Consider the following 14,260-nt stretch of genomic DNA (forward strand, 5'->3'; position numbering starts at 1 on the left):
AATCTTTTTAAGACAGTATCTTATTTTCTACCCTTTCTAGGCCTACTAGAGTAATGTGATAGAGGGTATTAGCAAATATACTGCGAGGTTGTCTTGGCATAAGGTGTATTCTAACAGGGTTTTGTAATTAAAGGGTAGCATCCCCTTTATTACTTTTTATCTTAAATATTTTTTTCAAATAGGCCATAAAGAAAGAAAAATAATCCATCATCAATTTGACCTGCGTTATACCCTCCAGAAACTTTAAATCCAGAAGCTCTCCAATGAAAAAATGACCATACACTCAAACACAAGCCAAACAACATAAATAAATAAGCTTTCAATAATCGCATCTTATTTATTGTCCATATAACTATTTATTATATTTACACCAGACCCAGCATACCCTAATGGAGATGGTGGAGGTGCTCCAGATATTGAGTAACCAGCAACAAAATCCGCCGCCCTGATTTGCACTGCAGGATTGCTCATAACCGTCAAACCACTAGCTACACCTGAATACCACCAAGTGCGTATCTTATCAAAAACAGTAGGCACATAACGACCCAAACTTACCAAGCCTTTTGCTCCTGCCACATATGCACCACCTCCTACTGCATAAGCAGGAGCACCTAAGAGCATTCTCTCATTGCTGGTTAAATGCCCATGTTGGCTGGAAATATTATTATCATGGCATTGAGCCACGCACTGTTCTGTTATATTTAAATGATTAAACAAATTCACAAACGTCGCACTCCTCGCCCCATTCGTAAACTTACCTCCACCTAGTTCTGCTGCAACACCCCCTGCTGTTGCTGTAATAATAGTATCTGTAATTCTATTATTTGTTTTAGGTGTGTAATCTCCTACTAAGGAACCTGAAAACCCACCCGTAAACCCATCTTTAAAATTGCCCCTAAGAATTTTGACTACTTGCTCCTTGAACAAAGCCATGGGCAATGTGCTTGTTAATACCTGTAAGCCCTTCACCAGTACCAAGCCAATTGTGTCCGATACTTTGTGCCAATCCTGTGCTTGCGCCTTTATTTGCACTCTCAAGTGAGCCGCCTGTAATACCACCAACAAAGCCTATTTGTGCACCTTGGGTAATTGCAGTTAGTATTTTACCAGTTGCACCAATAGCACCGTCTATTGAATTTGCCATAGTGCCTACTGTATTAAAAATTGCAGAACCTACCTGCCATACGGTAGAAATAACAGCAGTAACAACTTGCACAACCACTACTGCTGTTGCAACTACTACGTTAAAGATGGCACTCCCCCAAATAGCCACTTGGGTCTGTGTATTTAAGTGGATTATTGAGTGCGTACGTATATCTGTTGTAACTCTGTGTGTTGTAAGGCACTTGTATATGTGAATCTGCTGAAAGAAAACGCCCAATCTGCGGGTCATATACCCAACTGTTCATGTGAATCAGCCCCATCTCATCAATGTGCTCATGCCCAGTAAAGCCTCGGTTAGTGAGTGCTAGGATGATGGGCAGGAGTGGGTCAGCTGCGCGCCAGTCTGCCTTTCTCCTTTCGCCAAAGGCGGCCGCGGCTCATTCTTTCCACGACATTGCCTTGGCCATCGGTGATGGTGTCGATGCTGCCTAGGTTGTCATAGTGTAAGTATCTAGTTTGGTCGGGGCTTGTGAGGGTTAATAGGTTGCTTGTTATGTTGTCATAGGTTTTGGTCTCACTATGGCGTGGTGGTGAGTGGGAATTTGCCGTCTTGGGAATACTCAGTGGTGATACTTCTGGTAGTGATGTCAGTGCCACTGGTGGTGGTTTTGGTGAAGGTCTTTCCACATTGCCTGTGGTGGTCGACTACGTTGCTGTAATCGTCAATGTTGGATTGGCTGGTGGTTGTGGTGGTGAGTAATGCGTTTGAGTTGTAATCAAAAGACTTTGAGAGGCTTTGGGTTAGGTAAGGGGCGTGTATTTTGTTGTTATGGCTGGACTTGTCTTGGTGGGTGTTGGTTTGGCTGTTTAATAGTTGGCGATTGTTATTGGTTTTAATGTATTCTTGAGTGTTACTTATTTGTCCTACATAAGGGTAGTCTTGATTGTATTCGGTGTGGGTGAATTTGTTGGATTGTTCATCGAAAGATTCAATCCAAGTAAAGCCTAGGTTGCTACGACCTTGGAGATTGACCTTTGCGCCACCGTATTTTGGTAGGTGGCGGTGTTTTGTCCACCAATGGCGTTGTTGGTTGCTGTGCTGGAGACCAATAACATGGGCGCATAAATGTTTTTGTTTGGGTGGTATGCTTTTGCCTCTTGTTGGTAGATACCCTCACCCGTTAAAGGCTTGTAATTAATTGTAGTGCTAATGTTAAAGCCGTTATCAATGCTAGTAATTGTTTTTGTCTTATCAAAGGTTGACAAGGATACTGTAACCATACCATCACTTGATTTAATAAAGTCTGCCTTGCCGTCACCATTGACATCGGCATAACCATAGGTGTCATTTTTATAGGTTCTAATCTCATAATTCTTATAAATAACTCTACCACAAGAGCCGAGATGCTTATTAGCATAAAAACTAGAACCATTAGATAAAAACGCCTTTCCTTTAACAATCATATCACTCAGCCCATCGCCATTGACATCGACAAACTCAAGTAAGTAGCTATATCTCGCTATTCCATTTGGATAGAAACCCTCAATATCACCCTCATTATATCCAACTAATTCTGATGGCTTGCTACGTCCCCAGCCTCTATATTTATAACTTTGTCTGTAGCATTGACCAGACTTACCATGAACAGGCAGGTCTATTTCATCCCAAGTAAAAACAATTGGACTAAGAGTCTCCTCACCACCGCCCGTCTTTTGTATAATTTCAGTAATCTGACTGGTTTCTGGCTTGCTACTGTATTGATAGTTAGCCTGATAATCCCTAACCAAACTGTTGTTTGCAAAAGTTTGAATATTTCTTAGTCGCTTAGTAGTTTCTATTTTTGAATTTAGTTTTAATATCATCTTCTCTGTCTTCATAAAACAAACCTAACCGAATTATTAGCATAATTAATTCTATTAAGCGTGTATTCGCCATTTGCATTGTCTTCATCATAGACATAGTTAACAGCATTGTTTGTAGCATCTGTGACTCTATTCACTGCCCAGAGTCTAATGGTTGATTTACCTTGGGCTTTAATCTTTGAGTCTTGTGTATTACCATACCCAAAGGTTTACCCTGATTTGGTTTCACTGTCCAGTGGTTACCATTGTATTTAACTTTGCTGAAGTTATTAATCTCAGTGCGGTATTCTGAGTTGGCTTGTCCATTGTTGCCTGATATGACGATGAGCCTTTGCCCATCTAGGCAGCATCTGTCGTTATCGTCATAGTTGAATGCCGCCTTTGATGCCATCAGTAGCAGTGGTCTTTGAACAGCGGTGGATGGGAGATAAGCCACCTAAGCTAAAGCCCATGCCTAGAATGCTGTTACCAGCGTTTGAGTTGTAGTTAATACTGAGTTCTGAGTTCGGGTTGCATGCCTGCAACACCGGGTGGGACAGTGATGGGGATGGTGTAGTTGACAGCGTCTTGGTTAACGCTGAAGCTACCTGCGGTGCTGTCAACTAGGGTGGTTGGTGTCAATGTTTGTGGTTGCGTTTGCTTGGGTTTGGTGTGTGTCAGATTGGGTTGTTTGGGTGAATATAGATGAGGTGTTGTTATTAGGTTGAGTGTCAATGTTGAGGGAGAAGATGATAAGAGCAACAACAAAAACAGCGATACCGAAGGACAGGTAGCGCTAGTTGGTGGGCATGGATGCTCCTAGGTGTTTGAATAAGTTAAAGGAATTCTATCATAAGGAATCCAACCTTCTACAAGGTTTTTATAAAAAAATTACTTAACTAAATTAAAACTATTGGGCAAATAGCTTTCTAGAAGTTCTTTGTACAAACTCCCCTTTAACCACTTCAACCACCACATCCCAGCGCCCTTTTAAGGGTAGTGTTACTTGTGCTTGATATTGATTTATTTCTTGGTGAAATGCCATATCGATAGAAAAATCGTGTGCTTTTTCTAAAGGACGATAAAAATATGCTGTAACCAAAGCGCTTGCTAAAATCTTGCCATTCTGTGCACTATTAGCCGTATAGATTTGTTTAATATTATGCGCTACAACTTTAGGAGTAGTAAGGTTTAATGTCCAGCCAAGTCGCGCTAATTGGTTCTTGTGGTTTAGTGTTTCTGCGTAGCGTTTGCCACTCGAATATGCATCTTCAACCACTAACCCTGGATGGGTTTCAAGTGCGGTAATAATTCGATAGACAGTCGCGCCCACTAAAGTGATAAACAGCACTAACATGGCCATCATGATTGGGCTTTTGTGAATACTCATTACATACTCTTGGGTGTGAAAAATGAAGTCTTATATTCTAAAGTGGCTTGTTCGCTTTTAACCACAAATATAACATCGTTATCGGCACCTACGTCACTTTCAAAGGCGGTTAAATAAACATAAATAGATTTAACATTACCGCTTGGAATCATTACTACTTTGAGTGCTTTTTTAGATTTTAAATTTTCAATTTTACTGTTAAAACTAATGCTAATTGGCATAACTTTGTCTGTCTTATTCATGACTTTGAGCTCGTATTTATTACGAATTAAACCATCAGAAAGCTGTACAAATAGTGGCTGTCTGTCGTGCAGTACTTTTAAGTCCATTTGCGCAAGATTTAAAATGCCATAAGTCAATACTGATAATGCCGCTAATAATATTGACGCATAAATAATAACTCTTGGGCGCTTATAAAGTGCTTTAACTGGCTTGTTAAATTTCATCTCAGCTAAGGAGGTATAACGAATTAAGCCTTTAGGCTTGCCAACCTTCTCCATTACCGAATCACAAGCATCAATACACAGCCCGCAAGTAATACAGCCATATTCTTGACCTTTGCGAATATCAACACCTGTTGGGCAAACAGCAACGCATTGATGACAATCAATACAATCACCAAATCCTTCAACAAACTCACCTTTTTTAAGTCTACCGCGTTGCTCGCCACGATAATGGTCATAAGTTGGCAAAATGCTTTGATCATCAACCATTGCCCCTTGAATACGTGCATATGGGCAAATCCACAAGCAAGTTTGCTCTCTCATAAACCCAGCAAATACATAAGCACCAAACGCAATAGCGGCGGTGATGGCTATCGTTGTAGAGGTAACATCGCCCTTAAAATAATCAGCCCAAGTGACCCCAAAATACAGCATCCAAGTAATGCCGGAGAAAAGTGCGATTGCTGCCCAAATAGAGTGCTTAGTCAGTTTGAGTTTGAGTTTATTAAAACTCATTGGTGCCTTGTCTAGCTTTCGGCGTTGGGCTGGCGTGCCTTCAATCCATTGCTCTATTTTGGTAAAAATATCCGTCCAAATCGTTTGAAAACAAAAATAACCGCAAAATACTCGACCCAGAACAGTAGTCATTGCTGCTAATAAAATCGCTAAAAATAGCAACACCATGGTGAGCATCCAAATGTCTTGTGGGAAAATAGTAATATCAAATAAGTGATACTGCCTTTTATCCATATCAAATAAAATGGCTTGCTTATCATTCCAAGTAAGATATGGACCAATAAAAAATGGCGACCAAGCAATAATGGCCAACCATTTTAAATTACGGAATTTTCCATTCATGCGTTTTGCATGAATAGTTTCATCTCCTAGGTTTTGTACCCATTGCTCACCCTCTTCATATAGGCTTTCTACTTGGATTTTTTTGTCTGCCATGCTTGCCTCTTTAATGGGATATTTTAATCTTGCATATCATATCATCAATCCTAATTTTTTTCTTGATTTACATCAAAAAATACAACAATTTAAACCCACTACTTATCAACAAAACGCGCTTGCTGATATAATGCCTAATTTTTTGGACAGGATTTAACATGAAAGATATTATTGAACAAGCCTTTGAAGATAGAGCCAATATTAACCCACAATCAGCCAGCATGGAAATCAAACAAGCGGTTACTGAAGCCATCCATTTACTTGATTCAGGCCAGGCGCGTGTTGCACAGCAAAAAGGTGTGGGCGATTGGGTTGTTAACGAATGGCTGAAAAAAGCAGTCCTGTTATCTTTTAGATTAGAAGACAATGTCGTTATGCAAGGTGGTTTTACTCAATACTTTGACAAAGTACCTTCTAAATTTGCTGATATGTCAGCAGATGAATTTAATGCAGCAGGTGTTCGTGTGGTGCCACCAGCAAGTGCACGCCGCGGCTCTTTCATTGCTAAAGATACAGTGTTGATGCCCAGTTATGTCAATATTGGTGCTTATGTGGACTCAGGCACGATGGTAGACACTTGGGCAACGGTTGGCTCATGCGCACAAATCGGTAAAAACGTTCATCTATCAGGTGGTATTGGCATTGGTGGTGTACTAGAGCCATTACAGGCCAGTCCAACGATTATTGAAGACAACTGTTTTATTGGTGCTAGGTCAGAAGTCGTGGAAGGCGTTATTGTTGAACAAGGCGCAGTTATCTCAATGGGGGTTTATATTGGGCAATCCACCAAAATTTTCAATCGTGAAACGGGTGAAATTACGTATGGGCGTATTCCTGCTGGTTCAGTAGTTGTATCTGGTAATTTACCAAGCAAGGATGGCACTTATTCGCTTTATTGTGCGGTAATTGTCAAACAAGTTGATGCCAAGACACGCTCTAAAGTTAGCATCAACGAGCTTTTACGAGGCATTTAAACAAGCAAATGACGCTTCTTTTCTTAGCAAAAAAGTTCATTACTTTTTTTGTTGCGCTATTAGGGTTAATACTAACTGGCCATTGTCTAGCCAAATTGGCAATGCCAGCTTAAAAAGAACCATAGAGGATGTTCGCATCTTTAAGGCCACCAATAATCACAATTTAAAGATGGTTTTTACTGGTTATGCAGGGTCAAGCAACCTCATAACCAATGCAAAAATTGTGCGGGCATTAGTCAATCAAAGTATCATCGTTAACGGACAGCTAAAAGACACTCGAGAAGAGGCGGTGTTTGCTAAATCAATCATTCATGACAAGTCTTTTGCGCTTGTCGCTTCAGTATCGCATATACCTAGAGCCATGACACTATTCAAAAATATGGGCATAAACCCAATTGCTGCGCCTACAGATTTTCATGGAAAAAATCAGGCATAGCTTACTCAACCAACTATTGGTGCTTTTAAAAAATAAAAAGTTGCCATTCATGAGTTCTTAGGCATTACCCGGCATTATCTAATTTATTAAAAAAAGTATTTTAATACGCCAAAATACTTATACAGCAACAGATAATGTAATACCTACAAAAATGACCATGCCTATATAATGATTATGTAAAAATACCTGAAAACAAGCACTCTTCTTACGATTTCTAATAAGATATTGATGATAAATCATTAACAACGCAACTAAGACTAATGAAATATCATAAAGGATAGTCAGATTGAAAACGTCTGATATTTTTATTAAAATTAACAACAATCCAATTTGCAAAATTCCGATGATTAATCGGTCAAATTTAGCAAACAAAATGGCGGTTGATTTGACCCCAATTTTTAAATCTTCTTCCCGGTCAGCCATGGCGTACATCGTGTCATAAATCACTGTCCAAATTATCGTTGCTGCAAATACATACCAAGCAATAATTGGTATGGTATTAAGGGTTGCTGAAAAAGCCATTGGCACACTCATAGCAAATGCCAGGCCTAGCACAAACTGTGGCAAATGAGTCCAACGCTTAGTAAATGGATACAAGATTGCTAATAGTGCTGCAATCATCGCAAGTTGAATGGTTAAGTAGTTGGTTAATAACACTAATACAAATGCTAGCACGATTAGTAGTACGAACAATTTAAGCGCAGATTCATGATTAATCTCACCTGAGGTAATGGGTCTGTGTTTAGTGCGTTCTATAAGTTTATCAATGTGTCTGTCTGCATAGTCATTAATCACACAACCTGCTGATCGCATTAAAACAACACCCAAAACAAAAATCAACAGCAATTTTAGATCAGGCACTCCTTCTTCCGCCAAAAACAATGCCCATAATGTTGGCCATAATAATAAATAAATACCAATTGGCTTGTCTAAACGCATCAGGCGCAAATACGCCCCGAAGGAAGTAGTCTTGGGCTGCGGGTTCATAATTTGGCTAAAAATTCTTCCAGTTCGACTGGTAAAGGTGCATTCACTTTCTGAGTATCATTGGTTAATGGATTGGTAAAAATAAGTTGATGCGCATGCAGAAATAATCTTTTCAAGCCTTTGAATTTAACTTGTCTGTCAAATTCTCTGTCCCCATATTTATCATCACAAGCCAGTGCATGTCCAGCATACTTTGCGTGCACGCGAATTTGGTGAGTGCGTCCAGTTTCAATACTAATTTCAACCAATGAAGCGGAAAAATCCCCAGCGGAAAAAATTTTAAGTGGCTGAAAATGACTAATTGCATATTTACCCTTAGCATCTACCACAACGTATCTTGAGTTTTGATAAAGTGGCGCATCAATAGTATGACGCTTTTTTGACCAAATTCCTTTAACCAGAGCTGTATAGCGTTTTTCAACGGTGTGCTGACTTAGCTGCTCGTGCAAGTTTTTTAGCACGTTACGCTTCTTGGCAATTAAAAGCACCCCAGAAGTGGCGCGATCTAATCTGTGCACCAATTCAATGGGCTCTTTATACATTTGTCTAAGCGCTTCAATAACGCCAACATCAACCCCAGAACCACTATGCACTGCCAAGCCACTTGGCTTGTTGATAATAAGTAAGCCCTTATCCTCATACAACTTGGCATTGATTAATAATTTTTCTAGACTATCTGAGGTATATACAGACTTAGTGACAGACACTTTAACCGGTGGAATACGCACAACATCATCCAAAATGAGTTTATAGTCTGCTTTTTTTCTGCCTTTATTAACGCGCACCTCGCCTTTGCGAATGACCCGATAGATGTGTGATTTGGGAACGCCTTTAAGTGTTTTAAGTAAATAATTATCCAGGCGTTGGCCTTGTGAAAATTCATCAACGGTTTGAAAACTCACACTCATGCTAAGAAAAGTTGTTCAAAATTATTTGTGGTTGTATTGGCAATATCATTAATACTCACGTCACGAATTTCAGCTAACTTTTCAGCAACATAATAGCTATAAGCTGGTGAATTAGGCTTGCCTCTATAAGGTATAGGTGTTAAATAGGGCGAATCGGTCTCAACTAGTAATCTATCTCTGGGTACTTTTTTTGCTACTTCACGTAAATCTTGAGCGCTTTTAAAGGTAATAATGCCAGAAAAAGAAATAAAAAAACCTAAATCCAATGCCGCCTTGGCAGTTTCCCAATCTTCAGAAAAACAATGCATAACGCCTTGTTCAGCTTTTTCGGCTTGCATAATGGCAATGGTGTCTTTTTTGGCATTACGTGTATGAATAATCATCGGCTTGCCTGATTGGTTTGAGGCTTTAATATGCCGCCTAAAACGATTTCTTTGCCAGTCAGCAGTGTCTTTTTCAACATGAAAATAATCCAAACCGGTTTCACCAATAGCAATAATTTTGTCATGTTCTGCCAATGCTAACAATTCCTCCACACTTGGATCTTTACCCTCCAGTTCACAAGGATGTACACCAACTGAGCCGTAAATTTGCGAATAGTTTTTCACCAAAGAAAGCACTTCATCGAAATGCTCTAAATCAATACACACACATAAAAATTGCGTTACCGATAATCCTTTAGCATGAGCAAGCATGCGCTCAACACTACCACCAAAAGCGGATAAATCTACTCTATCGAGATGACAATGCGAGTCAACTATTTGCACAATTAATTAAAAACCAAGTTACTTAAATAGATCTTTGGCTTTGTTTTATAGCTCTTCTGTGCCACCAAAATCTAGCGAGTCTTTAATTTTATCTAAGTTAAATTTTTCTTTAATATTATCAATCCCTAATTTACGCATTAGGGATTCTTTAATTTCTTTCTTACCCAGTTCAATACCTTTTTTCTCTAAAGCGCCTTTTAGATTTTTAAGCACAACCGTCATCAATTCTTGACCCACTTGATTAAGTGCAATGCCACTACCACCACCGAATTTTTCAAGGTTAATATTAGGCACTTTAATGGTTTCTTTAAGCCACTTTGTGTCAATTTTTAACGTGGTATTAATGACATTAAATTGATTAATCTTAATCCTTTTATTACCAGCACTTTGAGTCTTTTCAGATGAAGATAAAGTGGCATTACTGCTAGCTTTATCTAGGTTGTCAATTAGCGTAACTAAATTCACATTGGCCTTATTTTGTTCTAAAACAAAATGCATGCTATCAAAAGATAGCTCATCAATGACAATCAAATCTGAGGTGGTTTCATCACTTATTTTTAATACAAAGTGGTCCAAAGAAAAGGCATCTTTATTGTTGAAATTTGGTGGGTTCTGCACTTCAATAAAATCAATATTTAGACGCTTATCTAAAAAACTACTGCTAAATTGGCTAATGGTTACCGGTGTTTTGAGTAAATTTTGTGCATATTGTTGTGCATATTTTTTACCCATTGGGTCAAATGCAAACGTCATAACAAGCGCTAAAACAATAATCAAACCTATTAAAAAATACCCTATTTTTTTCATTTTTCTCTCCTAAGAATTAATAAATATCGCCTGCCTAAGACTTCTGGAACGTATAACGGCTGAATGTCTATACCATGAGGTAGTGTCTCTTGTTGAAAGCTCGCTGCTTTCATTAGCAAGTATTCACCATTATCGCATAATAAATGTTGTGTCAATTTTAATATTGCTTCAACCTCTGAAAAGGCTCTTGAAATAATTTGTCCAAAGCGAAACTCAACTTGATAATTTTCTACCCTATTATTAACTACATTAAGATTTTTCAATTGTAGTTGGGTTTTGGCAAATTGCATAAAACGACATTTTTTACCAACTGCATCAAGCACAGTAACTGAAAGATCGGGTTTCATAATACTAATCACAATGCCTGGTAGACCCGCACCAGAACCAACATCTAATAAGGGCTGATCTTTAATATACGCAATAACTGATAGACTATCTAATAAATGCTTGTAAACGCCTTGTTCTGTAGTTCTGATGGCGCTTAGATTGTAAATCTTATTCCATTTAATAATCAACTCAAGATAGTTCATCAATTTGCTGATTTGTTCACTTTCAAGCTTAATACCCATCAAGCTGGCACCTTCTATTAACAACGCTTCAGAGCTCATTTTGACTGATACGTTTTTAAATAAACCAATAAAATAGAAATAGAGGCAGGAGTAACGCCTTGAATTCGACTTGCTTGACCAATGGTCTCTGGCTTGTGCAGTTCAAGTTTTTGTCTGACCTCAGCAGAAAGTGCTTTAATTGAGTCATAATCTATATCTGCAGATAATGCTGTATTTTCATTTTTTCGGTATTTTTCAATTTCCTCTAATTGACGCTTAATGTAACCAGCATATTTAATTTGATTTTCAACTGAATTAATTAAAGTAGTATCTGTTAAAAATGGCTTGCCAGATTCGATTTGGCTTAATACTTGATAATCAACTTTAGGCCGTTTAAGCAATTCAAACAGAGAATATTCGTGGTTTAAACTTTGATTTAAAACCACGCCAGCTTGAGTGTCACTCGCCTGTATCCAAGTATTCTTAAGACGCTTTTTTTCTTGCAAAATAGCCTCATATTTAACTTGAAAAGACTGCCAACGTGCCTCACTAATCAACCCAAGTTCTTTAGCCTTAGGCGTGAGACGTTCATCCGCATTATCCTCTCTTAATAACAAGCGATATTCAGCACGCGAGGTAAACATTCGATAAGGCTCATTCGTGCCTTTGGTAATCAAATCATCCACCATAACGCCAATATAGGACTCATCGCGTTTTGGTAACCAAGCATCTTTTTCTAGTGTGGCACATACCGCATTAACACCTGCCAACAACCCTTGAGCTGCTGCTTCTTCATAGCCTGTAGTGCCATTAATTTGCCCAGCAAAATACAGCCCTGAGATTTTCTTAACTTCTAGCGTCTGTTTTAACCCCTTGGGATCAAAAAAATCATATTCAATTGCATAACCTGGACGTATGATATGTGCATTTTCAAAACCCTTAATTGAATGAATAAAATCTAGTTGTACCTCATAAGGCAACGATGTGGACACCCCATTTGGATAAACCTCATTGGTGGTCAGTCCCTCAGGCTCAACAAAAATTTGATGTGAATCACGCTCACTAAAACGCACCACCTTGTCTTCAATTGACGGACAATATCTAGGGCCAATACCTTCGATATTACCAGTAAACATAGGTGAGTCTTTTAATCCAGTGCGAATAAAGTCATGGGTTTTTTCGTTGGTATCCGTGATATAGCAAGGAATTTGCCTTGGGTGGTCTTCTTTAACCCCCATGAATGAAAACGTCGGCAGTGGCGTGTCCCCTGGTTGTATCTGCATGAGGGAATAATTTAACGTTCTACCATCCAGTCTTGGAGGTGTGCCCGTTTTTAGTCGACTAACACCTAAATCGTAAGAGCGCAATTTTCTTGATAAGGCATTTGATGGCACATCACCTGCACGACCACCTTGAAAATTACGCTGTCCAATATGGATAACACCGCCCAAAAAAGTACCTGATGTTAAAATAACCTTATCTGCCATAAAAGCAAGCCCCATCTGAGTCACTACACCTTTAATTTGATCATGCTCAATGATTAAATCATCAACTGCTTGTTGAAACAAAGATAGATTGTCTTGATTTTCTAAAACATAATGAATCTGTGCCTTATACAAAATACGATCAGCCTGCGCACGAGTTGCACGGACTGCAGGGCCTTTTGAAGTATTCAACGTACGAAATTGTATCCCAGATTTGTCAATCGCGCGTGCCATAACACCACCCATCGCATCAATTTCCTTAACCAAATGTCCCTTGCCAATCCCTCCAATTGCAGGGTTACAACTCATTTGTCCAAGTGTTTCAATGTTATGAGAAATAAGCAACGTACAAACACCCATACGAGCGCTTGCGAGTGCTGCTTCTGTGCCAGCATGACCGCCACCAATGACAATCACTGAATAATGCTTAGTTTGTTCCATGGTTTATAACTCAAAATAAAAAAGACCCGTTAAAACAAGCCTTTTTTATTTTGAGCTGTTAGGCTGCCTACCTTACTTGGGCATCCAGTTCACCAGAAAGATATTTTTGACTCATGGTATCTAATGAAGAAACTTTGATTTTATCTGCATTGCCCGCTGAGCCAAACGCTTCAAAACGTGCTGCACAAATATCACTCATTGCACTGGTTGCTTCTTTTAAGAATTTACGCGGATCAAAGTTTGATGTGTTTTCAACCAAGTGTCTGCGAACTGCGCCTGTTGACGCCATGCGTAAATCGGTATCAATATTAACTTTACGTACACCGTGTTTAATGCCTTCTTGAATTTCTTCTACAGGAACGCCATAAGTTTGACCCATGTCACCACCAAAATCGTTAATAATTTTTAACCAGTCTTGTGGCACTGAAGAAGAACCATGCATCACTAAATGTGTATCTGGAATACGTGCATGGATTTCTTTAATTCTGTCAATGCGCAACACATCGCCTGTTGGCTCTTGGGTAAACTTATAAGCACCATGCGAGGTGCCAATAGCAATGGCCAATGCATCAACATTAGTTGCTTTAACAAAATCAGCGGCTTCTTCAACTGAAGTTAGCAACATATCTAAATCTAACTTACCTTTAGCACCATGGCCATCTTCTTCGCCCATCATGCCAGTTTCTAATGAACCTAGACAGCCCAACTCACCTTCAACGGAAACGCCACCTGCGTGTGCCATTTTCACAACTTCAGCAGTCACATTAACATTATATTCAAATGAAGCCGGTGTTTTCATGTCTGCTTCTAATGAACCATCCATCATCACTGATGAAAAACCCGATTGAATTGAGCGCAGACAGACAGATGGCTCAGAACCATGGTCTTGATGCATAACCACTGGAATATGCGGGTACATTTCAGTTGCTGCTAAAATTAAATGGCGTAAAAACGGCTCGCCTGCATAGCCCCTTGCACCAGCAGAACCTTGCATAATAACAGGGCTATTGGTTTTATCTGCAGCCTGCATAATAGCATGGACTTGCTCCATATTGTTAATATTGAATGCTGGCATACCGTAGTTGTTGGCTGCCGCGTGGTCTAATAATTCTCTTAATGAAACTAACATATTTTTCTCCTTTTTAAGTCGTTAAAGTTTAGCATTTTTCTATTTAATA

At 39.1% G+C, this 14,260-nt stretch carries 18 protein-coding genes; 3 read left to right on the forward strand and 15 right to left on the reverse strand.

The window, feature by feature from the left end; translation table 11 throughout:
- Positions 1 to 333: 333 nt before the first annotated feature.
- Genes CVPH_RS08645 through CVPH_RS08655 form a run of 3 tightly spaced genes read right to left on the reverse strand, consistent with a single transcriptional unit; the run spans position 334 to position 1,484 of the window.
- Positions 334 to 933 (reverse strand): hypothetical protein, encoded by a 600-nt coding sequence (locus CVPH_RS08645; protein WP_201341333.1) that lies wholly within the window; start codon positions 931 to 933, stop codon positions 334 to 336.
- On the reverse strand, positions 896 to 1,273 hold the full coding sequence (locus tag CVPH_RS08650) for a hypothetical protein (protein ID WP_201341334.1): 378 nt from the start codon (positions 1,271 to 1,273) through the stop codon (positions 896 to 898). The genes CVPH_RS08645 and CVPH_RS08650 overlap by 38 nt, the downstream gene beginning before the upstream one ends.
- Positions 1,245 to 1,484, reverse strand: a complete 240-nt coding sequence (locus CVPH_RS08655) for an RHS repeat domain-containing protein (protein ID WP_225879832.1) — start codon at positions 1,482 to 1,484, stop codon at positions 1,245 to 1,247. The genes CVPH_RS08650 and CVPH_RS08655 overlap by 29 nt, the downstream gene beginning before the upstream one ends.
- A 188-nt stretch (positions 1,485 to 1,672) precedes the next feature.
- Here CVPH_RS08655 and CVPH_RS08660 point away from each other — a divergent pair, with 188 nt between their 5' ends.
- Positions 1,673 to 1,864, forward strand: a complete 192-nt coding sequence (locus CVPH_RS08660) for a hypothetical protein (RefSeq protein WP_201340673.1) — start codon at positions 1,673 to 1,675, stop codon at positions 1,862 to 1,864.
- 245 nt (positions 1,865 to 2,109) lie between these two features.
- Here the strand turns inward: CVPH_RS08660 and CVPH_RS08665 are convergent, their stop codons facing one another.
- From CVPH_RS08665 to ccoG, 5 genes are all read right to left on the reverse strand, one after another.
- Positions 2,110 to 2,982 (reverse strand): toxin TcdB middle/N-terminal domain-containing protein, encoded by an 873-nt coding sequence (locus CVPH_RS08665; protein ID WP_225879642.1) that lies wholly within the window; start codon positions 2,980 to 2,982, stop codon positions 2,110 to 2,112.
- Positions 2,979 to 3,104, reverse strand: a complete 126-nt coding sequence (locus CVPH_RS10865; protein ID WP_281064617.1) for a hypothetical protein — start codon at positions 3,102 to 3,104, stop codon at positions 2,979 to 2,981. Before CVPH_RS10865 ends, CVPH_RS08665 begins: the two co-directional genes overlap by 4 nt.
- A 225-nt stretch (positions 3,105 to 3,329) precedes the next feature.
- Complete coding sequence (locus CVPH_RS08670) at positions 3,330 to 3,494, reverse strand: hypothetical protein (RefSeq protein ID WP_201340675.1); 165 nt, start codon at positions 3,492 to 3,494, stop codon at positions 3,330 to 3,332.
- Positions 3,495 to 3,856: 362 nt separating this feature from the next.
- Positions 3,857 to 4,336, reverse strand: coding sequence for a FixH family protein (locus CVPH_RS08675; RefSeq protein ID WP_201341335.1), 480 nt, complete (start codon positions 4,334 to 4,336; stop codon positions 3,857 to 3,859).
- On the reverse strand, positions 4,336 to 5,730 hold the full coding sequence (ccoG, locus tag CVPH_RS08680; protein ID WP_201341336.1) for a cytochrome c oxidase accessory protein CcoG: 1,395 nt from the start codon (positions 5,728 to 5,730) through the stop codon (positions 4,336 to 4,338). Before ccoG ends, CVPH_RS08675 begins: the two co-directional genes overlap by 1 nt.
- 158 nt (positions 5,731 to 5,888) lie before the next feature.
- Between ccoG and dapD the strand changes: the two genes are divergently transcribed.
- On the forward strand, positions 5,889 to 6,704 hold the full coding sequence (gene dapD, locus CVPH_RS08685) for a 2,3,4,5-tetrahydropyridine-2,6-dicarboxylate N-succinyltransferase (RefSeq protein ID WP_201341337.1): 816 nt from the start codon (positions 5,889 to 5,891) through the stop codon (positions 6,702 to 6,704).
- A gap of 82 nt (positions 6,705 to 6,786) precedes the next feature.
- Positions 6,787 to 7,140, forward strand: a complete 354-nt coding sequence (locus tag CVPH_RS08690; RefSeq protein ID WP_201341338.1) for an ElyC/SanA/YdcF family protein — start codon at positions 6,787 to 6,789, stop codon at positions 7,138 to 7,140.
- Between the two features lie 117 nt (positions 7,141 to 7,257).
- Here CVPH_RS08690 and ubiA read toward each other — a convergent pair whose 3' ends face one another.
- The 7 genes from ubiA to fba form a co-directional block, all read right to left on the reverse strand.
- The gene (gene ubiA / locus CVPH_RS08695) at positions 7,258 to 8,127 is read right to left on the reverse strand and encodes a 4-hydroxybenzoate octaprenyltransferase (RefSeq protein ID WP_201341339.1); all 870 of its coding nucleotides are present in this window, start codon (positions 8,125 to 8,127) and stop codon (positions 7,258 to 7,260) included.
- Positions 8,124 to 9,035 (reverse strand): RluA family pseudouridine synthase, encoded by a 912-nt coding sequence (locus tag CVPH_RS08700; RefSeq protein WP_201341340.1) that lies wholly within the window; start codon positions 9,033 to 9,035, stop codon positions 8,124 to 8,126. Before CVPH_RS08700 ends, ubiA begins: the two co-directional genes overlap by 4 nt.
- A complete protein-coding gene (locus CVPH_RS08705; protein WP_201341341.1) occupies positions 9,032 to 9,802 on the reverse strand; it encodes a TatD family hydrolase in 771 nt (256 codons plus the stop codon). The genes CVPH_RS08700 and CVPH_RS08705 overlap by 4 nt, the downstream gene beginning before the upstream one ends.
- Positions 9,803 to 9,847: 45 nt before the next feature.
- Positions 9,848 to 10,609, reverse strand: coding sequence for an AsmA family protein (locus CVPH_RS08710; protein ID WP_201341342.1), 762 nt, complete (start codon positions 10,607 to 10,609; stop codon positions 9,848 to 9,850).
- The gene (gene rsmG / locus CVPH_RS08715) at positions 10,606 to 11,217 is read right to left on the reverse strand and encodes a 16S rRNA (guanine(527)-N(7))-methyltransferase RsmG (RefSeq protein ID WP_201341343.1); all 612 of its coding nucleotides are present in this window, start codon (positions 11,215 to 11,217) and stop codon (positions 10,606 to 10,608) included. The genes CVPH_RS08710 and rsmG overlap by 4 nt, the downstream gene beginning before the upstream one ends.
- Positions 11,214 to 13,082, reverse strand: a complete 1,869-nt coding sequence (gene mnmG / locus CVPH_RS08720; protein WP_201341344.1) for a tRNA uridine-5-carboxymethylaminomethyl(34) synthesis enzyme MnmG — start codon at positions 13,080 to 13,082, stop codon at positions 11,214 to 11,216. The genes rsmG and mnmG overlap by 4 nt, the downstream gene beginning before the upstream one ends.
- A 67-nt stretch (positions 13,083 to 13,149) precedes the next feature.
- Positions 13,150 to 14,211 carry a class II fructose-bisphosphate aldolase gene (fba, locus tag CVPH_RS08725; protein ID WP_201341345.1) on the reverse strand — a complete coding sequence of 354 codons (1,062 nt, stop codon included), beginning with the start codon at positions 14,209 to 14,211 and terminating at the stop codon, positions 13,150 to 13,152.
- Between the last annotated feature and the right edge of the window lie 49 nt (positions 14,212 to 14,260).

The sequence above is a fragment of the Abyssogena phaseoliformis symbiont OG214 genome, from assembly GCF_016592595.1.
GTDB lineage: Bacteria > Pseudomonadota > Gammaproteobacteria > PS1 > Pseudothioglobaceae > Ruthia.

What these genes read in the sequence shown, in the direction of transcription:
- rsmG (WP_201341343.1), bottom strand. Translation starts at nt 11,217, where the DNA reads ATGAGCTCTGAAGCGTTGTTAATAGAAGGTGCCAGCTTGATGGGTATT.
- mnmG (WP_201341344.1), bottom strand. Translation starts at nt 13,082, where the DNA reads ATGGAACAAACTAAGCATTATTCAGTGATTGTCATTGGTGGCGGTCAT.
- CVPH_RS08675 (WP_201341335.1), bottom strand. Translation starts at nt 4,336, where the DNA reads ATGAGTATTCACAAAAGCCCAATCATGATGGCCATGTTAGTGCTGTTT.
- CVPH_RS08710 (WP_201341342.1), bottom strand. Translation starts at nt 10,609, where the DNA reads ATGAAAAAAATAGGGTATTTTTTAATAGGTTTGATTATTGTTTTAGCG.
- ccoG (WP_201341336.1), bottom strand. Translation starts at nt 5,730, where the DNA reads ATGGCAGACAAAAAAATCCAAGTAGAAAGCCTATATGAAGAGGGTGAG.
- CVPH_RS08645 (WP_201341333.1), bottom strand. Translation starts at nt 933, where the DNA reads ATGGCTTTGTTCAAGGAGCAAGTAGTCAAAATTCTTAGGGGCAATTTT.
- dapD (WP_201341337.1), top strand. Translation starts at nt 5,889, where the DNA reads ATGAAAGATATTATTGAACAAGCCTTTGAAGATAGAGCCAATATTAAC.
- CVPH_RS08665 (WP_225879642.1), bottom strand. Translation starts at nt 2,982, where the DNA reads ATGAAGACAGAGAAGATGATATTAAAACTAAATTCAAAAATAGAAACT.
- fba (WP_201341345.1), bottom strand. Translation starts at nt 14,211, where the DNA reads ATGTTAGTTTCATTAAGAGAATTATTAGACCACGCGGCAGCCAACAAC.
- CVPH_RS08700 (WP_201341340.1), bottom strand. Translation starts at nt 9,035, where the DNA reads ATGAGTGTGAGTTTTCAAACCGTTGATGAATTTTCACAAGGCCAACGC.
- ubiA (WP_201341339.1), bottom strand. Translation starts at nt 8,127, where the DNA reads ATGAACCCGCAGCCCAAGACTACTTCCTTCGGGGCGTATTTGCGCCTG.